This is a genomic window from Stenotrophomonas maltophilia (genome assembly GCF_047782825.1).
GTDB lineage: Bacteria > Pseudomonadota > Gammaproteobacteria > Xanthomonadales > Xanthomonadaceae > Stenotrophomonas.
Map to the genome: position 1 here is coordinate 1334356 of NZ_CP180589.1, position 24020 is coordinate 1358375.

General features: G+C 67.5%; 20 protein-coding genes. 8 read left to right on the forward strand and 12 right to left on the reverse strand.

Features of this window, described 5'->3' with window-relative positions:
* Window positions 1-247: 247 nt before the first annotated feature.
* From ACM2ZB_RS06080 to ACM2ZB_RS06090, 3 genes are all read right to left on the reverse strand, one after another.
* The gene (locus ACM2ZB_RS06080) at window positions 248-1813 is read right to left on the reverse strand and encodes a protein adenylyltransferase SelO (RefSeq protein WP_416057855.1); all 1566 of its coding nucleotides are present in this window, start codon (window positions 1811-1813) and stop codon (window positions 248-250) included.
* A 31-nt stretch (window positions 1814-1844) separates the two neighbouring features.
* Window positions 1845-2534, reverse strand: coding sequence for a glutathione S-transferase (locus ACM2ZB_RS06085; RefSeq protein ID WP_313439610.1), 690 nt, complete (start codon window positions 2532-2534; stop codon window positions 1845-1847).
* A gap of 186 nt (window positions 2535-2720) precedes the next feature.
* Complete coding sequence (locus ACM2ZB_RS06090) at window positions 2721-2930, reverse strand: cold-shock protein (protein ID WP_313439608.1); 210 nt, start codon at window positions 2928-2930, stop codon at window positions 2721-2723.
* A 301-nt stretch (window positions 2931-3231) separates the two neighbouring features.
* Between ACM2ZB_RS06090 and ACM2ZB_RS06095 the strand changes: the two genes are divergently transcribed.
* A complete protein-coding gene (locus tag ACM2ZB_RS06095; RefSeq protein WP_416057856.1) occupies window positions 3232-3720 on the forward strand; it encodes a YaiI/YqxD family protein in 489 nt (162 codons plus the stop codon).
* Here ACM2ZB_RS06095 and ACM2ZB_RS06100 read toward each other — a convergent pair whose 3' ends face one another.
* The gene (locus ACM2ZB_RS06100) at window positions 3721-4605 is read right to left on the reverse strand and encodes a pseudouridine synthase (RefSeq protein WP_416057857.1); all 885 of its coding nucleotides are present in this window, start codon (window positions 4603-4605) and stop codon (window positions 3721-3723) included.
* Window positions 4602-4970, reverse strand: coding sequence for a hypothetical protein (locus tag ACM2ZB_RS06105; RefSeq protein WP_416057858.1), 369 nt, complete (start codon window positions 4968-4970; stop codon window positions 4602-4604). Before ACM2ZB_RS06105 ends, ACM2ZB_RS06100 begins: the two co-directional genes overlap by 4 nt.
* A 123-nt stretch (window positions 4971-5093) precedes the next feature.
* On the opposite strand from ACM2ZB_RS06105, the gene ACM2ZB_RS06110 reads away from it, so the two are divergent.
* From ACM2ZB_RS06110 to ACM2ZB_RS06120, 3 genes are all read left to right on the forward strand, one after another.
* Window positions 5094-5642: a YaeQ family protein gene (locus tag ACM2ZB_RS06110; protein WP_416057859.1), complete on the forward strand. Its 549-nt coding sequence runs from the start codon at window positions 5094-5096 to the stop codon at window positions 5640-5642.
* Window positions 5639-6823, forward strand: coding sequence for an NAD(P)/FAD-dependent oxidoreductase (locus tag ACM2ZB_RS06115; RefSeq protein WP_416057860.1), 1185 nt, complete (start codon window positions 5639-5641; stop codon window positions 6821-6823). Before ACM2ZB_RS06110 ends, ACM2ZB_RS06115 begins: the two co-directional genes overlap by 4 nt.
* A 91-nt stretch (window positions 6824-6914) precedes the next feature.
* Window positions 6915-8984, forward strand: a complete 2070-nt coding sequence (locus ACM2ZB_RS06120) for an EAL domain-containing protein (RefSeq protein ID WP_416057861.1) — start codon at window positions 6915-6917, stop codon at window positions 8982-8984.
* A 126-nt stretch (window positions 8985-9110) separates the two neighbouring features.
* Here the strand turns inward: ACM2ZB_RS06120 and fabV are convergent, their stop codons facing one another.
* The 6 genes from fabV to queA all read right to left on the reverse strand — a co-directional run bounded on the left by fabV (window position 9111) and on the right by queA (window position 16944).
* The gene (fabV, locus tag ACM2ZB_RS06125) at window positions 9111-10370 is read right to left on the reverse strand and encodes an enoyl-ACP reductase FabV (RefSeq protein ID WP_313439588.1); all 1260 of its coding nucleotides are present in this window, start codon (window positions 10368-10370) and stop codon (window positions 9111-9113) included.
* A 727-nt stretch (window positions 10371-11097) separates the two neighbouring features.
* Window positions 11098-12078: a protein translocase subunit SecF gene (gene secF, locus ACM2ZB_RS06130; protein WP_416057862.1), complete on the reverse strand. Its 981-nt coding sequence runs from the start codon at window positions 12076-12078 to the stop codon at window positions 11098-11100.
* Window positions 12079-12093: 15 nt separating this feature from the next.
* Entirely contained in the window at window positions 12094-13950 is a 1857-nt protein-coding gene (gene secD, locus ACM2ZB_RS06135; protein ID WP_416057863.1) for a protein translocase subunit SecD, read from the reverse strand.
* A 62-nt stretch (window positions 13951-14012) separates the two neighbouring features.
* Window positions 14013-14357: a preprotein translocase subunit YajC gene (gene yajC / locus ACM2ZB_RS06140; protein ID WP_057498089.1), complete on the reverse strand. Its 345-nt coding sequence runs from the start codon at window positions 14355-14357 to the stop codon at window positions 14013-14015.
* A gap of 136 nt (window positions 14358-14493) precedes the next feature.
* On the reverse strand, window positions 14494-15624 hold the full coding sequence (tgt, locus tag ACM2ZB_RS06145) for a tRNA guanosine(34) transglycosylase Tgt (protein ID WP_313439579.1): 1131 nt from the start codon (window positions 15622-15624) through the stop codon (window positions 14494-14496).
* A gap of 252 nt (window positions 15625-15876) precedes the next feature.
* Window positions 15877-16944, reverse strand: coding sequence for a tRNA preQ1(34) S-adenosylmethionine ribosyltransferase-isomerase QueA (gene queA, locus ACM2ZB_RS06150; RefSeq protein WP_416057864.1), 1068 nt, complete (start codon window positions 16942-16944; stop codon window positions 15877-15879).
* A 210-nt stretch (window positions 16945-17154) separates the two neighbouring features.
* On the opposite strand from queA, the gene ACM2ZB_RS06155 reads away from it, so the two are divergent.
* The gene (locus ACM2ZB_RS06155; protein ID WP_313439573.1) at window positions 17155-18651 is read left to right on the forward strand and encodes an aminotransferase class III-fold pyridoxal phosphate-dependent enzyme; all 1497 of its coding nucleotides are present in this window, start codon (window positions 17155-17157) and stop codon (window positions 18649-18651) included.
* 101 nt (window positions 18652-18752) lie between these two features.
* Complete coding sequence (locus ACM2ZB_RS06160) at window positions 18753-19346, forward strand: TIGR00730 family Rossman fold protein (RefSeq protein ID WP_313439570.1); 594 nt, start codon at window positions 18753-18755, stop codon at window positions 19344-19346.
* 34 nt (window positions 19347-19380) lie between these two features.
* Here the strand turns inward: ACM2ZB_RS06160 and ACM2ZB_RS06165 are convergent, their stop codons facing one another.
* A complete protein-coding gene (locus ACM2ZB_RS06165) occupies window positions 19381-22182 on the reverse strand; it encodes an EAL domain-containing protein (RefSeq protein ID WP_416058626.1) in 2802 nt (933 codons plus the stop codon).
* Window positions 22183-22476: 294 nt separating this feature from the next.
* Here ACM2ZB_RS06165 and ACM2ZB_RS06170 point away from each other — a divergent pair, with 294 nt between their 5' ends.
* Window positions 22477-22995, forward strand: a complete 519-nt coding sequence (locus ACM2ZB_RS06170; RefSeq protein WP_313439564.1) for an RNA polymerase sigma factor — start codon at window positions 22477-22479, stop codon at window positions 22993-22995.
* Window positions 22992-24011: a hypothetical protein gene (locus ACM2ZB_RS06175; RefSeq protein ID WP_416057865.1), complete on the forward strand. Its 1020-nt coding sequence runs from the start codon at window positions 22992-22994 to the stop codon at window positions 24009-24011. Before ACM2ZB_RS06170 ends, ACM2ZB_RS06175 begins: the two co-directional genes overlap by 4 nt.
* The last annotated feature ends 9 nt before the right edge of the window (window positions 24012-24020 follow it).

Below are 24020 nucleotides of genomic sequence, written 5' to 3' on the forward strand. Positions count from 1 at the left end.
ACCAAGTGCCGACCAACGGTCGGCACCCACCCCAAGAGCATGTCCGACAGATCGCGGGAAACTGTCGAAGGCGGGGTGGGTCCGGTTGAGGGGGCGTGAGCCGCATGGATGCGGCGACCGAGCTTACAGGGACGTACTTGCAGCGCCCCCCTCAACCGGACCCACCCCGCCATCCCACGGATACCCAGCTTTTGACGTTGCCGTTGCAGTGAGCGGGTGCAGGGCTGCAAGCCCTGCAAAACACCCCCTACGAACTGCACGAAAGCATCGAGCAGCCTGCCCGGTGATCCGCCCACGCCGGCCGCTTGCCGGCATAGTGCTCCAACCCCGGCCGCTCCGTGTACGGGTCACGCAGCACCTCCTGCAGCGCATGCACGCCACCCAGGTCGCCCTGCTCCGCCCGGTCGATCGCTTCCTTCGCCAGCCAGTTGCGCAGCACATACAACGGGTTGGCGGCGGCCATCTTCGCCAGGCGCTCCTGCGCCGACAACGGATCCGCACGCAGCCGCGCGGTGTAGTCCTGCAGCCACTGCTGCAACGGGACCTGGACCGCTTGCTGCCGCGCCTCGTCGTAATACACCGCATCAAACACAGCGGCCTCCGGCGCGGCTGCATCCACCCGCATCAGCGCGCGCCAGGCCAGGGTCATGTCCATGCCCCCCTCCTGCAGCAGCTGCTGCCAGCGCAGGTAGAGCTGCAGATCCTCATCGTCGGCGGCGGCCAGGCCCAGCTTGGCTGCAGCATCGCGGCGGGTGCAGGCGACGAAGGTGGACTGGAATGCCGCCAGCCCCGCCTGCAGCGGCTCCACGTCGGCGAACAACGGCGACAACGCCTGCGCAAGCCGGTTGAGGTTCCAGTACGCCACCTGCGGCTGGGTGCCGAAGCGGTAACGGCGGCCCTGGGCGTCGGTGGTGTTGGGCGTCCAGTCGGGATCGAAGTCTTCCACCCAGCCGTAGGGACCGTAGTCGATGGTCAGGCCCAGCACGGACAGGTTGTCGGTGTTCATCACCCCGTGCACGAAACCGACGCGCATCCAGTGCGCCATCAGTTCGGCAGTGCGCACGGCAATCTGCGCGAACCAGTCGCCATACAGGGCTTCCCCTTCGCCCTGCAGTCCGGGGAAATCGCGGGCGATGCAGGCGTCGGCCAGCTGCTTGAGCAGGGTTGTCTCGCCGCGGGAAGCCGGCAGTTCGAACGTGCCAAAACGGATGAACGAGGGGGCGACGCGGCACACGATGGCGCCGGGCTCGGCGCGCGGGTGGCCGTCGTAGAACATGTCGCGCACCACGTCTTCGCCGGTACCGACCAGCGACAGGGCGCGCGTGGTCGGCACGCCCAGGTGGTGCATCGCTTCGCTGCACAGGAACTCGCGGATGGACGAGCGCAGCACGGCACGGCCATCGGCGCCGCGCGAATACGGGGTCGGGCCGGCACCCTTCAGCTGCAGCTCCCAGTGGAGGCCATCGGGCGCCACCAGTTCGCCCAGCGAAATCGCACGGCCATCGCCCAGCTGCCCGGCCCAGTGCCCGAACTGATGGCCACCGTAGTTGGCAGCCCACGGCTGCATGCCCGCGTACAGCGCGTTGCCGCCGAACACCTGGGCAAAGTCCGGGTCCTGCACGTCGTCGGCATCGAAGCCGAGCAGCGCGGCCACTGCCGGCGACCAGGCCAGCAGGGCCGGCGCGGCGACCGGGGTCGGCATCACCGATGACCAGGCAGCGCCGCGCACTTCACGCCGGCGCGGGCCGGTTTCCAGGTCGCCCGGCAGGGCGGCCAGCAGGCGGTTGTCGAAACGGGGGGCGGTGGTATCCATGCCTGCAGGATGGGGGCGCCAGGCCCGCTCCTCAATCGCCGCGCAGGGCCTGCAGCGCCCCGCCATGGGCTTCCGCGCGCTGATAGGCGGCACGCTCGCCGATGCGCTTGAGGAAGCCGCGCAGCGCCGGCTTGTCGTCCAGGCCGCCACCGCGGGCCGCAGCCGCCTGGATCGGGAAGCTCATCTGGATGTCGGCCGCGGTGAAGCGCTCGCCGGCAAACCACGGGCTCTCGCTCAGGCGGCGCTCCATCCAGCCCAGGTGCAGCTGACGCTGCGGGCCGATGAAGCCGCGCTCGGCCTTGTCGGCGATGCTGCGGGCGATCGGCCGGGCGAAGAACGGCATCGGCGCACTGCGGATGCGGTTGATGACCAGGGTAAGCAGCAGCGGCGGCATCGCCGAACCTTCGGCGTAATGCAGCCAGTAGCGGTAGGCGACGCGTTCGGCGCCATCCACCGGCACCGGCGAAGGCGAAAACTGGCGCGCGCTGTCGTAGCGGTCGACCAGGTAATCCAGGATGGCACCGGATTCGGCCAGCACCAGATCGCCGTCCTGCAGCACCGGCGACTTGCCCAGCGGATGCACCTGGCGCAGCTCCGGCGGCGCCAGCAGCGTCTTCGGATCGCGCGGGTAGCGCCGCAACTCGTAGTCCAGCCCCAGTTCTTCCAGCATCCACAGCACACGCAGGGAACGGGAGTTTTCCAGATGGTGGACGATGCGCATGAAGGTGATCCTTGGGGAGGCCCACATCCTACCGCGACGGCTGCATGCCCTTTGTAGAGTCGAGCCATGCTCGACTACTTTCAAAAGACAGTCGAGCATGGCTCGACGCTACAGAACGGCAGGCAATAAAAAACGCCGGAAGCTTTCGCTTCCGGCGTTTCTGGCTACCCAACGGTAGCAGACGGATTAGACCGCCTGCACCTGGTCAGCCTGCATACCCTTCTGGCCCTGGACGGCGATGAAGGTAACCTTCTGGCCTTCCTGCAGGGTCTTGAAGCCGGTGCCCTGGATGGCACGGAAGTGCACGAACAGGTCCGGGCCGCTTTCCGGGGTGATGAAGCCGAAGCCCTTGGCGTCGTTGAACCACTTGACGGTGCCGCTCTGACGATCAGACATTTTACTAACTCCTGAAACACATTGTGATAAATCGCAGCCACCGGGAATCGGGGCCGAGACTGAGTTGCAGGCGTTGGTAAAGCGGATCGATGAGCAGATCGTGAGATCAACTGCACCAGGCCACGATTCACGGTGACCCTAGCAAACACAGTGGGTCGAACGATACGCGGGTTTTCTGGAAAAAGCGATAGCCCCGGCATTCAGCGGCATCCCCCGGCCCGCTAGGCGTGACAAGGGCTGGCAGCCGATCGAGGCTAAACCCGAGTCCCCATTCAGGTTTTTCCTACCCTACACTGGGTAGATGACTGAAGCTGAAACCCAAGCTGAACATGGCCTGCCGCGCATTTGGGTCGATGCAGACGCCTGCCCCACTGTCATTCGCGACATCCTTTTCCGCGCCGCCGAGCGGGTCGGGCTGGAGCTGACCCTGGTCGCCAACCAGTGGATCCGCACCCCACCCTCGCGCTGGCTGCGCTCCATCCAGGTGCCGCAGGGCCTGGACGTGGCCGACAGCGCCATTGTCGAACGGGTCGCCGCAGGCGACCTGGTGGTGACCCAGGACATCCCGTTGGCCGCCCTGGTGCTGGAGAAGAACGCCATCGCCCTGAACCCGCGCGGCCAGCTGTACACCGCCAACAACATGGCCGAGCGGCTGTCGATGCGCAATTTCATGGAAGAACTGCGCGGGGCCGGCGTGCAGACCGGCGGCCCGCTGCCCCTGGGCCCGCGCGACCGCCAGCTGTTTGCCGCCGAGCTGGACCGCTGGCTGGCCCGGGTCAAACCGCGCTGATCACGCCCGGTCGGCGCCTGCCGGCAGCTGCAGCGAGCGCTCGCTGCTGAATTCGCGCCACACCCCGCTCAGCGGGTCCCGGAACGCCAGGGCCCGTGCCAGCAGCTGCAGCGGCGGCGCCTGCAGCGCATCGGCCGCCGGCCGCAGCTGCGGGTACAGGTCGTCGCCCAGGATCGGCGCGCCCAGCGCCGCCATATGCACCCGCAGCTGGTGCTTGCGCCCGGTGTCCGGGTGCAGCCGGTAGTGCCAGACCGCTCCATCGGCTGCGATCACCTCCACCCGGGTGCGTGCGTTCGGCTCGCCCGGTGCTTCGGCCATGCGGAAGAACGGTTCGCCTGCCACGATGCGGCTCAACCGCTGCAGCGGGAACTGCTGGTCCGGCATGGCCGGCGCCAGCGCTTCGTAGGTCTTGTCGATGCGCCGCTCGCGGAACAGCCGCTGGTAGGCGTCACGCGAATCCGGTCGCTGCGAGAACAGCACCAGCCCGGCGGTCAGCCGGTCCAACCGGTGCAGCGGCACCAGATCGGCGTTGCCCGTACGGGCCACCAGGCGTGCCAGCAGGGTTTCGCGCACGTAGCCGCCGGCCGGAGTGACCGGCAGATGGTGCGGTTTGTCCGCCACCAGCAGGTGCGCATCCTGGTACAGCACGGTCTCGCTGAACGGAATGCTCGGTTCGTCGTGAACCTCACGGAAGTACAGGATCTCCAACCCCACCTGCCAGGGCAGGTCCGCTGCCAGCGCCCTGCCCTGCGCGTCCTGCACGCGGCCGCGCGCGAAACGGTCCATCCATTGATCGCGGCCGATGCGCGGGAAGCGCGCGCACAGCCCGTCGAGCAGGCTCGGCCACTGCCCCGGCGGCAGCTGCAGGCGGCTGGGCCGCGTCATGGCGCGTCCGGCTCCGCATCGGGCAGCGTGGCCGCATCCAGCACGCGCCAGCCGTCCAGTTCTGCTGCCGCGCCCGCTGCCCCGGCCCGCGCCAGCCCGGCCAACACCAGCGCACGCATCACCGCGGGCCGGTGCAGGTTGATCCAGCGGCCATCGGCAGTGCGCAGGCTGCCGTGGTCCAGCCCGGCATCGCCGGCCAACCGGCCCTGCCCGGGGCTACCGGTGAAGTGCAATCGCAGGCGATGGCCCGTCGCATAGGCGGAAAACACCACGCCACCGGGCGCCGTGGCGGACGTGGATGCACGCACGCTGCAGACGAAGTCGGCGCCGGCAATGTGCAGGCGGCGGATGCGGGAACGGGTCATTGGGGTCGCTGCAGGCCGGGAAGCGCCGCCAGAGTGCCACCGTTGACGCGCGGCAGACACCCCGGCCACGGACACCCCAGCAGCAAACCTCTATCATTGTCGTCTTTAGTCCACGGATTCCCCATGGCTCTCACCGCCACCATCCGCAAGGCCGAGTTGCAGATCAGCGACATGGATCGCGGCTACTACGCGACTCACAACCTGACCCTGGCCCAGCACCCGTCGGAAACCGACGAACGCCTGATGGTGCGCCTGCTCGCGTTCGCGCTCAACGCCGATGACCGGCTGGAATTCGGCCGCGGCCTGAGCACCGATGACGAACCGGACCTGTGGAACCACGATTACACCGGCGACATCCTGCAGTGGATCGACCTTGGCCATCCCGATGAATCGCGCATCCGCAAGGCCTGCAACCGCAGCCGCCAGGTGCAGGTGGTGAACTACGGCGGCAACGCCTCGGAAATCTGGTGGACCAAGCAGGGCAAGGGCCTGGCCCGCTTCGACAACCTGTCGGTGGTCGACCTGGATGGCGCCTTCGTTGAACAGTGGGGCCAGCAGATCCAGCGCGCCATGCGCTTCAGCGTGCTGATCCAGGACGGTGAGGTGCAGATCCTCAACGACCAGATCCAGCTCGACATCATTCCGAACTGGCGCAAGCGCGCCAAGGCATGAGCACGATCCGCTGCGACGTGCTGGTCATCGGCGCCGGCGCAGCCGGGCTGATGACCGCCATCACCGCTGGCCAGCGTGGCCGCCATGTGCAGGTGATCGACCACGCCAACAAGATCGGCAAGAAGATCCTGATGTCCGGGGGTGGCCGCTGCAATTTCACCAACACCGGCACCACCCCGGCCAACTTCCTGTCGGCCAACCCGCACTTCTGCAAGTCGGCCCTGGCGCGCTACTCGCCGTGGCACTTCATCGAGCTGGTTGAAAAGCACCGCATCGCCTATCACGAAAAAGAACTGGGCCAGCTGTTCTGCGATGTGTCCTCCAAGCTGATCGTGAAGATGCTGGTGGATGAATGCCAGGCCGCAGGCGTGCAGATCCGCACCGACTGCAGCGTGCAGCGCGTCGAGCACGCTGCCGATGGCTTCCGCGTGCATACCACCCACGGCCTGTTCCATTGCGCCTCGCTGGTGGTGGCCACCGGCGGCCTGTCGATTCCCAGCATGGGCGCAAGCGGTTTCGGCTACGAACTCGCCCGCCAGTTCGGCCACCAGGTGCTGCCTACCCGCGCCGGCCTGGTGCCGCTGACGCTGAGCGGCAAGCACCAGGAACGCTGGGCCGAGCTGAGCGGCGTGGCCCTGCCGATCGAGGCACGCTGCAACGGCAAGGCCTTCCAGAACTTCATGCTGCTGACCCACCGCGGCGTCAGCGGCCCGGCCATCCTGCAGATCTCCTCGTTCTGGCAACCCGGCGATACGCTGGAACTGGACCTGCTGCCCGGCCAGGACGCCGGCGAGTGGCTGCGCCAGATGAAGCGCGACCGCCCCGCCGCCGAGCTGCGCACGGTGCTGGCCGAGGTGCTGCCCAAGCGGCTGGCCCAGCGCCTGTGCGAACACTGGCTGCCGGACCGCCCGGTGCGCCAGCTGGACGAGCCGGTCCTTCGCCAGGCCGCGCAGGTACTGGGCGCGTTCCCGCTGGTGGCCAGCGGCACCGAGGGCTACCGCACCGCCGAGGTGACCCTGGGCGGCGTGGACACCGATGAGGTGTCGTCGGCCACGATGGAATCCAAGCGCGTGCCCGGCCTGCACTTCGTGGGCGAAGTGCTGGACGTGACCGGCTGGCTGGGTGGCTACAACTTCCAGTGGGCCTGGGCCAGCGGCCACGCCGCCGGCAGCGTGGTGTGAACCGCATCGCCGTTCCAGCCACGCAAGGGGTGCGCGCATGGACGGGCCGCCGCGCATCGTGTATCTAGGTTCGCAGATTGGGGAGCAGTGCATGCAGAACGCGAACGACATCACCATCCGCCTGCTGATTGTCGATGACAGCGGCGAAAACGCCGAAGCCATCGTCAGCACCCTGCGCAACAGCGGCATCGCCGTGCGCCCGTGGCGCCCGCAGGATTCGGCCGAACTGTCGCAGGTGCTGGCCAGCCAGGCCATCGACCTGGTGCTGGCCTCGCCGTCGCAGGGCATTCCCCTGCCGCTGGTGGCCCAGCACATCGCCGCCAGCGGCAAGGACATCCCGCTGGTGCTGCTGGCCGACCGCATCGACGAGGACGAGCTGGTCCAGGCCAGCAGCAACGGCGTGCGCGCCCTGGCCCTGCGCCAGCGCAACGAACACCTGCTGGCCGTGGTCCGCGACCAGTGGGTCGACCTGCAGGCACGCCGTGGCCTGCGCCGCATCGAAGCGCAGATGCGCGAGACCGAGCGCCGCTGCGACGCACTGATCGCCTCCTCGCGCGATCCCATCGCCTACGTCCATGAAGGCATGCACATCCGTGCCAACGATGCCTACCTGGAGATGTTCGGCTACGAGGACTTCGACGATATCGAAGGCATCTCGCTGCTGGACATGGTGGCCGCCCAGCACGTGGACGACTTCAAGCAGCTGCTGAAGTCGCTCAGCCGTGGCGAAGCACCGCCCCCGCAATACCAGCTGGATGCCCGCCACCAGGATGGAAGCGGGTTCCCGGCCACCATGGAATTCACCGCCGCCACCTACGAAGGCGAATCCTGCCTGCAGGTGGTGCTCCGCCGCCGCCTGGAACTGGACCCCGAACTGGCGCGCGAAGTGGAGGACCTGCGCCAGCGCGACCAGGTCACCGGCCTGCTCAACCGCCCCACCTTCATGCTGCAGGTCGAGGATGCGGTGGCCCAGGCCGGGCGCAGCGAAGGCCAGTTCGGCCTGCTGCTGATCGAGCCGGACCACTACGCCCGCCTGATTCCGGATATCGGCCTGGCATCGGCCGACACCCTGATCGGAGCGATGGCTGCGCTGCTGGCCGAGGTGGTGGGCGACGACGCGCAGATGGCGCGCTTCGGTGAACACAGCTTTGCCGTGCTGCACTCCGGCGCCTACGCACAGACCGTCGATCTGGCCGAGCGCATCCGCGAAGGCTTCGCCGCGCACGTCTTCAGCATCGGCGCGCGCTCGGCCACCGTCACCGTCAGCATCGGCGGCGTGCAGGTGGGCGAGAAGATCGCCAGCATCGGCCAGGTGCTGGCGCGCGCCAGCGAATGCACGCAGGCTGCGGCGGCCCTGGGCAACACCTCGCGCATCTTCGATCCGGCCGCCGTGGACCGGGTGGAGGAAGAGCGGGTGCAGCGCTGGGTGTCACGCATCCGCGAGGCCCTGGCCGGCGATGGCTTCCAGCTGCACTACCAGCCGGTGCTGAACCTGCAGGGCGAACCGCTGGAGCTGTACGAGGCCTACCTGCGGCTGGAGCACAACGGCGAGCTGCTCAGCCCTACCGCCTTCCTCGGCATTGCCGAAGAGCATGGCCTGCTGGGCGACATCAACCGCTGGGTGGTGTCGCAGGCGATCAGCGTGCTGGGCGCGCGTGCACGCGAGGGCCATCCCACCCAGGTGCTGGTCAAGGTCACACCCGAATCCTTCGACGACCCGAAGATGATCGACACCCTTCGCCAGCAGCTGCAGGCGCAGGGCGTGCCGGGCGAACGGCTGTGGCTGCATGCGCCGGAAGCCAAGGTGTTCACCCACCTGCGCACGGCCCAGCAGTTCCTGGCCGACGTCGCACCGCTGGGCTGCCGGATCGGCCTGGAGCAGTTCGGCTCGGGGCTGGACTCGTTCCAGCTGCTGGCCCACTTCCAGCCGCAGTTCCTGAAGCTGGACCGCGGCTTCACCAACGATCTGGCTGCCACCCGCGAGAACGCGGATCGCATCAGCCAGATCACCGCGCGCGCGCAGGAAGCGGGCATCCGCACCATCGCCGAGTTCGTCAGCGACGCCAATTCGATGACCCTGCTGTTCAGTGCAGGCGTTGACTATGTGCAGGGCGACTTCGTCGGCCCGGCACTGCCGTCGATGAACTTCGATTTCGGCTGAATCGGCTGATGCCGGCCAGCGGCCGGCACTACCACCTGACACGCAGGTAGCGCCGGGCCGTGCCCGGCGAGCGTAGCGGCATTCACGGCATCCGCCGGGCATGGCCCGGCGCTACCGTTTGTTGCCTCAGGTCAGGTCGACCAGGTTGTCGATCCTGACGTCCGGGTTGACGTCGGCCTCGTAGTCCACGCCTTCCACGCCGAAACCGAACAGACGCAGGAAGTCGGCCTTGTAACCGGCCAGATCGCTGATCTCGTACAGGTTCTCGTTGGTCACCTGCGGCCACAGTTCCAGCACCTTGCCCTGCACTTCCGGGGCCATTTCCTTGTAGTCGGCGCGCAGGCGGCCTTCCTCGTCAACCAGCGCGATGCTGCGGCCCTGGCCATCGACCAGGTCGTGGCGCAGGCGGTCGACGGCCACGCCATCGGCCTTGCCGCCGTAGAGGATGTCGTACAGCACGTCGAGCTGCTCGATGCAGCCTTCGTGGGTACCCTGCGCCTTCATCACCTTGAACAGCAGCGACAGGTACAGCGGCATGGTCGGAATGGCCGAGCTGGCCTGGGTGACCACGGCCTTGAGCACCGACACGCGGGCATCGCCGCCAATCTTGGCCAGCTTCGCGCGCAGGCCCAGCACCTTGTCGTCCAGGTCCTTCTTGGCCGCGCCGATCGACCCGTTCCAGTAGATGGCCTGGGTGATTTCCTCGCCCACGTACGTGAAGGCAGTGGTGGTGCAGCCGTTGGCCAGCACGCCGGCCTCGGACAGCGCATCGATCCACATCTGCCAGTCTTCGCCACCCATGACCGCAACGGTACCGGCGATTTCTTCAGCCGTGGCCGGCTGCAGGTGGGTCTCGGTCAGCACTTCCTTGTCGGTATCCAGGCCGCGCAGGACGATCGGCTCGCCGATCGGCTTCAGCGTGGAGCTGATGATTTCACCGGTCTTCGGGTGCTTGCGGCGCGGCGCAGCCAGGCTGTAGACGACCTGGTCGACCTGGCCCAGATCGGCCTTGATCATTTCGATGGTCTTGGCCTTCACTTCATCGGAGAAGGCATCGCCGTTGATGCTCTTGGCGTACAGGCCGGCTTCGTCGGCGTACTTGTGGAACGCGGCGGAGTTGTACCAGCCGGCGGTGCCCGGCTTGGTTTCGCTGCCCGGGCGTTCAAAGAAGATACCCAGGGTCGCCGCGCCGCTGCCGAAGGCGGCGGTGATGCGCGCCGCCAGGCCGTAACCGGTGGAAGCGCCGATGACCAGCACGCGCTTGGGCCCGTTCTGGATGGGCGGACGCGCGCGGATGTAGTCGATCTGCTGCTTGACCGCGGCCTCGCAGCCGGTCGGATGGGTGGTGACGCAGATGAAGCCGCGGACGCGCGGTTTGATGACCATGGATACCTCGGGTTGGCAGATGCGGCGCACGGGGCGCTCAGCAGGAGTACGGGCGCGCGCAGGCGCGCGCGAACCGCAGGATCGTAGTGCGCGGGGGAAGATTGCACAACCGACGCTGGCGTAGGGTGGGGTTTGTCTTTGCAGGGCTTGCAGCCCTGCACCTGCTGGAAGCCGAAGCAACGTCAACGTCAAAAGCTGGGGTCCTGAGGGTTGGCGGGGTGGGTCCGGTTGAGGGGGACGCTGCAAGTACCTCCATGTAAGCTCGGTCGCCGCATCCATGCGGCTCACGCCCCCTCAACCGGACCCACCCCGCCTTCGACAGTTCTCGGCGATCTGCCGGAACGGCGTCATGCTCTGGTGGGTGCCGACCGTTGGTCGGCCCGGGGTCGGATATCGATATCTGACAGAAAAGTCGTGTCGACCAAGGTCGACACGGTAGATCCACGCCATGCGTGGATGGATTCATTCGGTATCTGACAGATGTGCCGACCAACGGTCGGCACCCACCAACAGCCGTGCGGAACCGGTCTGGGGCAAAGCCCCCTGAGTCAGGGGGCGGCCGCGAAGCGGCGGGGGTCTGGGAGCTGGTAAGTGGGGCCCACGGTTCGCGCAGCGAAGCGTGGGAGCGACAGCGCGCATGCGATGACGCGTACCAGGGCTGCAAGCCCTGCCAACAAAAAACCCCGCTTGCGCGGGGTTCTCTGTGTGCTGCCTGAAACGCGGAAGCTTACGGGCGACGCGCCAGGGCTTCGACGTCCTTAGCCTTGGGCAGCAGATCCTGCTTGCTCACCCGCAGCGCGCCGATGGTCAACATCGGCACCGCCACCAGGATCGAGGACAGCACCACGATCACCGCGCCAATCATGTGCGTCTCGGCCAGGCCTTCCATCGAGCTGCCGCCGTACATGTACAGGGCAAGCGCGGACAGGAAGAACATCACCGCCGTGATCACCGTACGCGACAGCGTCTGGTTGATCGAACGGTTCAGCACTTCCATCGGCTCTGCACGCAGGCTGCGGAAGTTCTCACGCACGCGGTCGAACACCACGATGATGTCGTTGATCGCAAAACCCATCACCGACAGCAGGCCGGCCAGCACGGTCAGGTCGAACTCACGGCCCAGCAGGGACACGTAAGCCACCGTCACGATCAGGTCGAACATGGCCACGATGCTGGCGGTGACCGCGAACTTCCATTCGAAGCGCACGGCGATGTAGATCAGGAAGCCGGCCAGCATGAAGATGGTGGCGTACAGACCATTCATCGCCAGGTCCTTGCCGATCTGCGGGCCAACGAATTCGTTGCGCAGCACGGTGGCCTGGTTGTCAGCCGTGGACAGCGCCTTGACCACCGCCGCAGCGGTGGCCTTGTCCTCGGCGGCGGCCGCACCGGTACCCGGGGCGTGCTCACCGTGCGGGGCCAGGCGGATCAGCAGATCGGTGTTGCCACCGACGCTCTGCACCTGGGCGCCTTCAAAGCCATTGTCCTCGAGCTTGGTGCGGACCTGCTCGACGTCCACCGCGTGATCGAAGCGAGCTTCGATCAGGGTGCCGCCGGTGAAGTCCAGGGCGTAGTTGAAGCCCTTGAAGCCGATGATGCCGATCGATGCCAGGAACACGATGATCGTGACGACCATCGCGACATGGCGCCAGCGCATGAAGTCGATCTGGGTATCGTTCGGGAGGATGTGCAGCGGAAAAATTTTCATGTGCGTGTCGTCCCGTCAGATGGCCACGTTCTGGAGCTTCTTGCGACGGCCATAGATCAGCGTCGCCAGTGCGCGCGACACGGTGATCGCGGTGAACATCGAGGCGAAGATACCGATGATCATGGTCAGGGCGAAGCCCTTCAGCGGACCTGTACCGAACGCGAACAGGGCCACGCCGACGATCAGGCCGGTCAGGTTGGCGTCGAGGATGGTGCCCGACGCACGGTCATAACCGGTCACGATGGCGGTCTTGCCCGGCACACCGGCACGCAGCTCTTCACGGATACGTTCGTTGATCAGCACGTTGGCGTCCACCGACAGGCCGACCGACAACGCCAGGCCGGCGAAGCCCGGCAGGGTCATGGTCGCGCCGAACAGCGACATCACCGCCACCACGATCAGCAGGTTGAACAGCATCGCGATCGAGGTGATCAGACCGAACATGCGGTAGTAGATGGTGAAGAACACCAGGGTGAACAGGAACGCGTAGACCACCGCGGTGATACCGTTCTTGACGTTCTCAGCACCCAGGCTCGGGCCGACCACGCGCTCTTCCACGAAGTCCATCGGCGCGGCCAGCGAGCCGGACTTCAGCAGCTTGGCCAGGTCCTCGGCTTCCTTCTTCTGCAGACCGGTGGTCTGGAAGTTCTTGCCGAACACGCCGTTGATGTTGGCCACCGAGATCACTTCCTCGTTGACCTTGAAGCCACGCACTTCCTGGCCGTCAACCACGGTCACGGTCGGCACGCGCTCGGTGTAGACCACGGCCATCGGCTTGTTCACGTTGGCACTGGTGAAGTCGAACATGCGCTGGCCGCCGACGTTGTTCAACGTCACGCTGACGGCCGGGGCACCGCTGGTGGAGTCGTTCACCGCCTGCGCGCCGACCATCTGGTCGCCGGTGACGATCACGCGCTTGTTCAGCAGGATCGGGCCGCGGCCGTCACGCTGCTGGTAGACCTTGGCTTCCGGCGGGATGCGGCCGGAGGTGATGGCGTCCTGCGCGTTGCCTTCAACCACCGCCCGGTATTCCAGGGTGGCGGTCGCACCGATCATGCGCTTGGCTTCGGCGGTGTCCTGCACGCCCGGCAGCTGTACCACCACGCGGTCGGCGCCCTGGCGCTGGATGATCGGCTCGGCCACGCCCAGCTGGTTCACACGGTTGCGCAGGGTGTTGATGTTCTGCTCGATGGCGCCGTTGGCGATCTGGGTGATCTCCGCATCCGGGATGGTCACCGTGATGCGGCTGCCGCTGACGTCATAACCCAGGGTCGGCTGCGACTTGACCAGCGCCGCACGGGCGTTGCTGGCGGCGTCGTCACCGGCCGACGGGCTCAGGTTGGCCACGATGGAGTTATCGGCGCGGCGTTCCACCGACTGGTACGGAATGCGCGCGTCGCGCAGGGTGCTGCGCACGTCTTCGGTGTAGGCGTCCAGACGCTTGTCCAGCGCAGCCTTCTGGTCGACCTGCAGCACGAAGTGCACGCCGCCCTGCAGATCCAGGCCCAGCACCATCGGGCGACCGCCCAGCTTGGCCAGCCAGTCCGGCACGGTCGAGGCCAGGTTCAGGGCCACCGTGTAGTTCTCGCCCACGGTGTCACGCAGCGCATCGCTGGCCGCGGACTGGGACTTCAGGTCCGGCAGGCGGACGATCAGGCTTTCGCCTTCCTTTTCGGCGCCGATCGGGCTGATGCCGGCCTTCTTCAGGTCGGCAAGCACACGGTCGCGCAGCGCGTCGTCGACCGTTCCGCCACGGTTGGCGGTGATCTGGACGGCCGGGTCCTTCTGGTAGATGTTGGGCAGCGCGTACAGGGTACTGAGCGCCAGTACGATCAGGATGACGACGTACTTCCAGCGTGGAAATTCGAGCATTGCTTGGGTTCCCGCGCGGCGCCATCCCCGGCGCCGCGGTTGTGCATCGGAAAGGGAGTGGCTTACTGGGCCGACTTCAGGGTACCGGCCGGCAGCACGTTGCCGACAGCGCCCTTCTGCACGCGGATGCGCACGTTGTCAGCCACTTCGATGGTGATGAAGTTGTCGCCGATGTCGGTGACCACGCCGGCGATGCCGCCGTTGGTCAGCACTTCGTCACCGCGCTTGATCTTCTCCAGCATGGCCTTGTGCTCCTTCTGCCGCTTCATCTGCGGGCGGATCATCAGGAAGTACATGATGGCGATCAGGATGATCGGGAACAGCAGCGTGGTCAGGCCCATGCCCTGCGGTTGGCCGCCGGCGGCCTGGGCGTGTGCGGCGGGAATCAGGAAAGCAAGCAGGTTCATCGTTGGTCCTTTGGTTGGGCGGCGCTCAGGCCCGTTTGACGGGCACAGGGTGTCGACCGCGGATCTGGGTCAGCCTTGAAGTATGCCACGGCCCCGGACGTTCGTCCTTGGGCCGTTCGGCAGGGGTGCTGCGGGGTTACAGGGGCGGCGCAACCGCCCCGCGTGCTGCGTAGAAGGACTCGCGGAAGGCCTGGAAGGTTCCCGCCTCGATGGCCGCACGGATGTCGGCCATCAGTTTTTCGTAATAGAACAGGTTGTGCAGGGTGCCCAGCATCGGCGCCAGCATCTCGTTGCAGCGGTCCAGGTGGCGCAGGTAGGAGCGGGTGTAGCCGCCGGTGCAGGCCACGCAGCCGCAGCCCGGCTCGATGGGGTCCATGTCCCGGGCGTACTGGGAGTTGCGGATGCGTACGGTGCCGAACGAGGTGAAATAGTGGCCGTTGCGGGCGTTGCGGGTGGGCATCACGCAGTCGAACATGTCCACGCCACGGGCGACACCCTCGACCAGGTCCTCCGGCCGGCCCACGCCCATCAGGTAGCGGGGGCGGTCGGTCGGCAGCTCCGGGTCCAGGTGGTCGAGCATGGCGTTGCGCTCGTGCTCCGGCTCGCCCACGGCCAGCCCGCCAATGGCATAACCGTCAAAGCCAATCGCCTGCAGGGCCTCGGCCGAGCGGCTGCGCAGGTCGGTGTGCACGCCACCCTGGACAATGCCGAACAGGGCCGCGTCATTGCCCAGTTCGTCATGCGCGTTGCGGCTGCGCTGGGCCCAGCGCAGGCTCAGCTCCATCGAACGGCGGGCGACGTCCTCGGTGGCCGGGTACGGGGTGCACTCGTCGAAGATCATCACCACGTCCGAATCGAGCACTTTCTGGATCTTCATGCTCTCTTCCGGGCCCAGGAACACGCGGGCGCCGTCGGTGGGCGAGGCGAAGGTCACGCCCTGCTCGGTGATCTTGCGGCGGTGGGCCAGCGAAAACACCTGGAAACCGCCGGAGTCGGTCAGGATCGGGCCATCCCAGCGGCAGAAACCGTGCAGGCCGCCGTGGTCGGCGATGATGTCCAGGCCCGGCCGCAGGTACAGGTGGAAGGTGTTGCCGAGGATGATCTCGGCGCCAAGCGCACGCACCTGGTCCGGCAGGATGCCCTTGACCGAGCCATAGGTTCCCACCGGCATGAAGGCCGGCGTTTCCACCGTGCCACGCGGGAAGGTCAGGCGGCCACGACGGGCACGGCCGTCGCGGGTCTGGAGCTGGAACTGCAATCGGGACATGGAGCGGTCGTTCAGGCAAATAGTCGCCTATTGTCTCCCAAAACCGCCTTCCCTGCTCCGGTAGCGCCGGGCCCTGCCCGGCGGCGAGATCCGCCGGCGATGGCCGGGGTACCGGATTCATCCACGCATGGCGTGGATCTACTGGACGGATTCATCCACGCATGGCGTGGATCTACTGGACGGATTCATCCACGCATGGCGTGGATCTACTGGACGGTAGTAGATCCACGCCATGCGTGGATGAAGCGCGCGTCAGCCCGCCTGCGGGAACAGCAGCATCGCATCGCCGTAGCTGAAGAAGCGGTAGCGCTGCTCGATCGCGTGCTGGTAGGCCTCGAACACCCTATCCTTGCCGGCGAAGGCCGAGATCATCATCAGCAGCGTGCTTTCCGGCAGATGGAAGTTGGTCACCATCGCGTCCACGCTGCGGATGCGGTAGCCCGGGGTGATGAAAATCTGGGTCTCGCCAGCGAACGGCAGCAGTTCGCCATCGCGCATCGCGCTTTCCAGCGCGCGCACCACGGTGGTGCCCACGCCGATCACCCGGCCTCCGGCCTCGCGGGTGCGGCGCACCTGCTGGACCAGTTCGGCGCCCACGTTCAGCCACTCACGGTGCATCACGTGGTCCTTCAGGTCATCGGCGCGTACCGGCTGGAAGGTGCCGGCACCGACGTGCAGGGTGACGTGGCCGAAGTCCACGCCCTTGGCCTTCAGCGCCGCCAGCAGCGGCTCGTCGAAATGCAGGCCGGCGGTTGGTGCGGCCACCGCGCCCACTTCGCGGGCGAACACGGTCTGGTAGCGCTCGCGGTCATCCACGCCGGGCTCGCGCTGTATGTACGGCGGCAGCGGCAGGCGGCCGGCATGCAGCAGCCACTGCTCCAGCGATTCGGGCACGTGGAACTGCAGCACGTAGAACTCGCCGTCGCGGCCCAGCACCTCGGCCTCGCCACCGGCGTCCAGGGCGATGCGGCTGCCCGCCTTGGGTGACTTGCTGGCGCCCACCTGGGCCCGCGCCTGCTGGCCGCCGAGCAGGCGCTCGATCAGGATCTCCACGCGGCCACCGCTGGCCTTCTGCCCGAACAGGCGAGCCGGAATCACCCGGGTGTCGTTGAACACCAGCAGGTCGCCGGGCTGCAGCAGCGACGGCAGGTCGCGCACCTGCAGGTCGGTGAAGGCCTGCGGGGCCGGCGGCACCAGCATCAGGCGGCTGGCCGAACGCTCGGCCAGCGGCGCCTGGGCGATCAGTTCAGCCGGCAGGTCGTAATGGAAATCGGACTTCTTCAAGGCAGTGAGCGGCAACAGGTCGACATTGGCGCGCATTGTACGGCCAGCGCCTGCGAGCCTGCGTGCTTCGTGGCGAACGTCGGGCAAAATGCTGCTATGCAGCAGGTTTCTGCGGGGTTATCGCGCAAAAAAACAAGTGCTAGCATCGGGAAGGAAGTCCGCAGCACGAGTCCGCCCCAGCGCGCGTGATGACGCGCGTTTTGCTTTTTGAAGGCCCGTGCGACCCATCGTTTCAGGAGATCTGCAATGAGCTTCATCGAACGCCTCGCCCCCCTCCGCGCCCAGCCCGGCAGCCGCATCACCACCGGCCTGGACGACGCCACCCTGACCTCGCTGTCCTCGCGCCACCCGCAGCTGGTTGCCGCGGTGGACGCCGCCGCCGCCGAATTCGCGCGCGTGCAGGATGAACTGGGGCCGTTGCTGGCACAGGACGAACAGGCGCAGATCGATGCCATGCAGGACGGCTTCGTCAATTTCTATGCCGATGATGCCGTGACCCCGTACGTGGCCCTGGCCGCACGCGGCCCGTGGGTGGTCACCCTGAAGGGCGCGGTGCTGTATGACGCCGGCGGCTACGGCATGCTCGGCTTCGGCCACACCCCCGACGCCGTGCTGGAGGCCATGTCGCGGCCGCAGGTGATGGCCAACATCATGACCCCCAGCCTGTCGCAGCAGCGCTTCATCACCGCCCTGCGCGCGGAGATCGGCCACCGCCGCGGCGGCTGCCCGTTTGCCCGCTTCATGTGCCTGAATTCCGGTTCGGAAGCGGTCGGCCTGGCCGCACGCATTGCCGACGTCAACGCCAAGCTGCAGACCGACCCGGGTGCACGCCACGCCGGCGCCACCATCAAGCGCGTGGTCATCAAGGGCAGCTTCCACGGCCGCACCGACCGCCCGGCGCTGTATTCCGATTCCAGCCGCAAGAGCTACCAGCAGCACCTGGCCAGCTACCGTGGCGAGGATTCGGTCATTACCGTCGCGCCGTACGACGAAGCCGGCCTGCGCAAGGTGTTCGAAGAGGCCGAGCGCAACCAGTGGTTCATCGAAGCAGTGTTCCTGGAGCCGGTGATGGGCGAAGGCGACCCGGGCCGTTCGGTGCCGCCGGCCTTCTATGCAGTGGCCCGCGAGCTGACCCGCGCCCACGGCAGCCTGCTGCTGCTGGACTCGATCCAGGCCGGCCTGCGCGCTCACGGCGTGCTGTCTGTGGTGGATTACCCGGGCTTCGAAGGCCTGGACCCGCCGGACATGGAGACCTATTCCAAGGCACTGAACGCCGCGCAGTACCCGCTGTCGGTGCTGGCGGTGACCGAGCATGCCGCGCAGCTGTACCGCAAGGGCATCTACGGCAACACCATGACCAGCAACCCGCGGGCGCTGGACGTGGCCTGCGCCACCCTGGCCCAGCTGACCCCGCAGGTGCGCGCCAACATCGCCGAACGCGGCGCCGAGGCCGTGCGCAAGCTGGAACAGCTGAAGAGCGAGCTGGGCGGGCTGATCACCAAGGTGCAGGGCACCGGCCTGCTGTTCTCCTGCGAGCTGGCGCCGCAGTTCAAGTGCTATGGCGCCGGCTCCACCGAGGAATGGCTGCGCCAGCACGGCATCAACGTGATCCACGGTGGCGAGAACTCGCTGCGCTTCACCCCGCACTTCGGCATGGACAGCGAAGAGCTGGACCTGCTGGTGGGCCTGGTCGGGCGCGCCCTGCGTGAAGGCCCGCGCCGCGAGCAGGCCGCCGCCGCGTAATCCGCGCCAGCGCGTCATAATCCACCGACACCCCGCCCGCGACCGCTGACCCGGTTGCCGGCGGGGCGTTTTCGTTTCCGCACCAAGAGACAGGAACCCCCATGAAGTCCCTCTGCGTCTACTGTGGCTCCAACGCTGGCAGCAAGCCGGCCTATACCGAACGCGCCATGGCCCTGGGCGACCGCATCGCCCGTGATGGCATGCGCCTGGTCTACGGCGGCGGCAACGTCGGCCTGATGGGTACTGTGGCCAATGCCGTACTGGCTGCCGGCGGCGAAGTGACCGGGGTGATCCCGCGCCAGCTGGCCGACTGGGAAGTGGCCCACCGCGGCCTGACCGAACTGGAGATCGTCGGTTCGATGCACGAGCGCAAGTCACGCATGTTCGACCTGTCCGACGGCTTCGTGGCCCTGCCCGGCGGCTTCGGCACCATGGAAGAAATCTTCGAGATGCTCACCTGGCGCCAGCTCGGCATCGGCAACAAGCCCTGCGCGTTCCTGGACGTGGATGGCTTCTACGCCCCGCTGATCGGCATGATCGACCGCATGGTGGAAGAGCGCTTCCTGCACCCGGACCAGCGCAAGGACCTGTGGTACGGCTCGGACATCGATGAAATGCTGGCCTGGATGCAGGCCTACGAGCCGGCCCAGGCCTCGAAGTGGATCGACGAGAAGCGCCGCGCCGCGCTGCGTTGAGCCAGGCCGGATGCCGCGGGACCTGCGCGGTGGCTCAGGCCACCGCGCGCGTCCACGGCGCCGGCCGCCCCAGCAGGTAGCCCTGGCCGTAATCGCAGCCCAGTTCGAACAGGCTCTGGCGCTGGGCTTCGGTTTCAATGCCCTCGCCGATGGTCTCGATGCCCAGCGTGCGCGCCAGCGACAGCACGCCTTCCACCAGTGCGCGGGTGCTCTGCGCTTCCGGGCCGTGCAGGCCGGCGATGAAACTCTGGTCGATCTTCAGCGTGCTGATCGGGAACCGGTGCAGGTAGGACAGCGCCGAGAAACCGGTACCGAAATCATCCAGCTGCACCTGGATGCCACGTTCGCGCAGCCCCTGCAGGATGCGCAGCGTATGTGGACCATCGTCCAGCAGCGCCACCTCGGTGATTTCCAGGCGCAGCCGCCGCGGGTCGGCATCGTTGGCTTCCAGCAGGCCGAACAGGCGCGAACTGAAATCCGCCGAACGGAAATGTCGTGGTGACACATTCACCGACACGTAGCCGCGCCCGCCGTCGGCCAGACCGGCAATGACCTGTTCGTAGATGAGCCAGTCGACCTGCTCGATCAGGCCGCTTTCCTCGCCCAGCTCCAGGAACGCGCCCGGCAGCAGCAGGCCACGGCGCTCATGCTGCCAGCGCAGCAGCGCCTCGTGGCCCACCACCTCGCCATCGGACAGGCGCACGATGGGCTGGTAGAACGGCACGAAATCGCGGTTGTTGATCGCCCGCCGCAGGTCCGCTTCCAGATCCAGGCTGCGCATGGCCTGCTCGCGCATGTCTTCATCGAAGATGGCGCAGCGGTCATGGCCCTGGGCCTTGGCCCGGTACATGGCCGCATCGGCGTCGCGCAGCAGTTCCTCGCCGGTGCGGTAGTGCGGGTTCCACAGGGCAATGCCGAGACTGCCGGAGGGGAACAGCTCGCGCCCGGCGATCCACATCGATTCCTGCAGGGCCAGCAGCAGACGCTGGCCGAAATCCAGCGCCTGGGCCAGGCCCTGCGGGCACTGCAGCAGCACGGCGAACTCATCGCCGCCCAGCCGCGCCACCACGTCACCATCGCCGGTCATCGACACGATGCGCTTGGCCACTTCCACCAGCATGCGGTCACCGGCGGCATGGCCGATGCTGTCGTTTACAAGCTTGAAGCGGTCCAGGTCCAGGAACAGCATGGCAAACACCGGGCCACCTTCGCGGCGCGCCATTGCCAACGCATCCTGCAGGCGATCCAGCAGGTGCAGGCGGTTGGGCAGGCCGGTCAATGCATCGTGCATGGCCTGGTGGGTCAGGCGCTGTTCGGCGCGCAGGCGCTCGGCAATCTGCCCCAGCAGCTTGTCATTGACCTCGGCCAGCTCGCGGGTGCGCTCTTCCACGCGCTTTTCCAGTTCGGCATGCGCCGAACGCAGCTGCTGCTGGTCGCGCTGGCGGGCCAGACCGGTACCGATGTTCTGCGCCACGAAGGTCAGCAGGCGCTGGTCGTGCACGCTGAAGGCGATCTGGTCGGTATAGCTCTGCACCACGATCGCACCGACCACCTCGTCGTCGCGCAGCAGCGGCACGCCCAGCCAGCAATGCGAGCGCGCACCGGATTCGCGCACCTCGCCGGCCACCAGCAACGCATCGATCTGCGCGCGCGACGCCAGCAGCGGGCGGCGGTGGCGCACCACGTACTCGGTCAGGCCGCGGCTGAACGCACGCGGGGCGCGGGTGGAATTGTGCTCGTCCACCGAATAGACGAAATCCAGCCCGTCGCCACGCGCATTGACCAGCGCGATGTAGAAATTGCGGGCATCCAGCAGCCGCCCGACCACGCCATGCACCTGGCCGTAGAACTGGGCCAGGCTGTCGGCCGACATCGCCATCTCTGCGATGTTGTACAGCGCGGTCTGCAGCTGCTCGGCGCGGCGCCGTTCGGCCACTTCGTCCTGCAGGCTGCGGTTGGCGCGCTGCAGTTCCAGGGTGCGCCGCTCCACCTGCTGTTCCAGCCGCACCTGCGCCTGGCGCCGGTCCATGGCGGTCTGCACGTGCTGGGCAACGAAACCCAGCAGGGCCCGCTCGGCCTCGCCATACAGCGCGGACTGCTCGTAGCTCTGCACCACGATGGCGCCACAGACGCGGCCATCGCGCAGCATCGGCACGCCCAGCCAGTCCAGGCTTTCCGGCCCGCGTTCAGGATCGTGTTCCTGCGCCACCGCCTCGGCCAGCAGCTCGCGCGAAGGGCCGCTCAGGGCCTTGCCTTGGCGCAGCAGGGCCACGGTCAGGCTGCGCGGCATCTGCCCGGCATCGTGGCTGACCGACGGATCGGCCACGAAATCATCCACCTGGTCGGCGAAATACAGGAAGCGGATCTGGTCGCGCACATCGTCGTATTCGACGATGTAGCAGTTTTCCGCGTACATCAGCGAGCCCAGGACGCCGTGTACGTGGCGCAGCATCTCACCCATTTCCAGGTCGGCACCGGCCAGGTCGGCAATCTGGAACAGCGCCTGCTGCAGCCGTTCGGCCTGCTCCAGTGCCTTGATCTGCCCAGCCTGGCGGCCGCGCTGCAGGGCCAGTTCCATCGCCTGGCGGGACAGGCTCCACCAGGCCGGCGACGGCGCAGCCCCCTGTACCGACAGCAGCAGGCGCGCGCCATCGTGCTCCCAGCCATGGCTGGCCTCGGCCGGGTTGCCGGCAGAAGCCCAGATATCACCCGCCGTGCCGTCCTGCGGCCAGCCGTCCTGGCCACGGCCCAGCTGCGGGTCATCCCAGCCCACCTGCACCACCGCGTTTTCCGGCAGCAACGCATGCAATGCACGCACCAGCGCCGTGCTCAGCACGGCCTCGTGGAGTGACTGTGGTAACGCACGGTCGGCTTGCGTGGACAAATGACGTTCTCTTGGCGCCGCTGGTGCGTCGCCTCCCCTAGCTGGCGAGCATAGCGCGCCACCGGGGGGGCAATGGAAGCCCGTCAACCCCGTTTCGTGCGTCCGCGCGTTTTTCCTTTCGACATCCCTCCCGCCACCGCCGTGAACTGCGCCCTGCCCGCCCCCGCCCACCGCTATGCGCCACCGCCTGCAGGCCTTACCCTGTGTGCCGTGGAAGCGACCGCCCTGCCAACCGATGAAGCCTTGATGCTGGCCTGGGCCGGTGGCGACCTGCAGGCGTTCGAAAGCCTGTATGCGCGCCATCGCAAGCGCCTGTTTGGCTTCCTGCTGCGGCAACTGCGTGACAACGCGCTGGCCGAGGAAATCTTCCAGGACGTCTGGCAGCGGGTGATCAGCGCGCGCGCCGGCTGGCAACCCGAGGCCGCATTCAGCACCTGGCTGTTCCGCATCGCGCACAACCGCCTGAACGACCATTGGCGCGCCGCCCGCCATCGCCCCGCCGCACCGGCCGACGCCGACCTGCGTCTGGCGGCACTGGAAGATGGGCAGACGCCGGAAGCGGAACTGTCTGAATTCGAACAACGTCGCCGCATCCAGCTGGCGATGGACGACCTGCCGCCCGAGCAGCGCGAAGTGCTGCAGCTGCGGCTGGAACAGGAACTGAGCCTGGAGGAGATCGGCCAGATCACCGGCGTTGGCCGGGAAACCGTGAAATCGCGGCTGCGCTATGCGATGGACAAGCTGCGTGCGGGACTGAACGCATGAACCGAGACGATCCCCTGACGCCGGAAGAACGCGCGCTGGCCGGCCTGATCGGCCGCCGCGCCGAACAGGCTCCGCCGCCTGCGCTGGATGCTGCGATCCTGGCGGCCGCGCGGGCATCGGTACAGGCCGGCGCCACTTCACCATCGGCCGACGCTGCTGCAGCTGCTGCGGCCGCTGCACCCCGCGCTGCGAACGCCCCGCTGCGCCGCGCCCGCCCGCGTTGGCCGGCGGTGTTCGGCATTGCCGCGTCGATGGTATTTGCCATCGGAATCGCCTGGCAGATGCGGCCGGAACCGCCCGTGCTGCCCGCGCAGGAAGCACAGATGGCACCTGCCGCCGCAGGAGCCAGTGATGCGCCTGCCGCCGAGCGCGCCAGCGATGCAGCCGAGGTCGCGGCGGCCGCCGTCGCAGAGTCGGCACCTGCCGTAGCCCCGCCCCCGCCTCCGCAGGCAGCGCCGGCCCCGGTGCGCAAGCCTGCCGTGGCTGCCAAGGCAGAGATCCACGCGGCGCCCGCGCCGGCCGAGCCCGCCCCGCCCGCAGTGATGCACAGCAGGGCCGTTGAATCCTCTGCGGACCGCGCCTTCGTACCGCCGCAACCTGCCGCGCCGCCCGCGCCGATGGCCTACTCCATGCCGGCCCCGGCAGCCGCCGAAGCGGATGCGGTGCAGCCCACCGCCGCGCGCACTGCCGCGCGTACCGACGCCATCGCAGCCGAGCGCGCGGCGAGCCGACAGCGGCCCGAACCGGCCGCGTTTTCCAGCAACGCAGCGCCAGCACCGGCCAGCGCGCCCGGCGTGATGCTGCGCCGTTCCAGCGATGCCGGCCTGAGCGCGGGCGCGGTGAATGCCGAAGTACTGGCCGATGCCAAGCTGCCACGCCGGCAATGGCTGCAGAGGATCCGCGAGCGCCGCGACAGTGGCCAACGCGATCTGGCCCGCGCCAGCCTGGAACGCTATCTGCAGCTGTATCCCGAGGCACGCCTGCCGAAGGATCTGCGGCCATTGCTGGACGACTGAGGCAGTCGC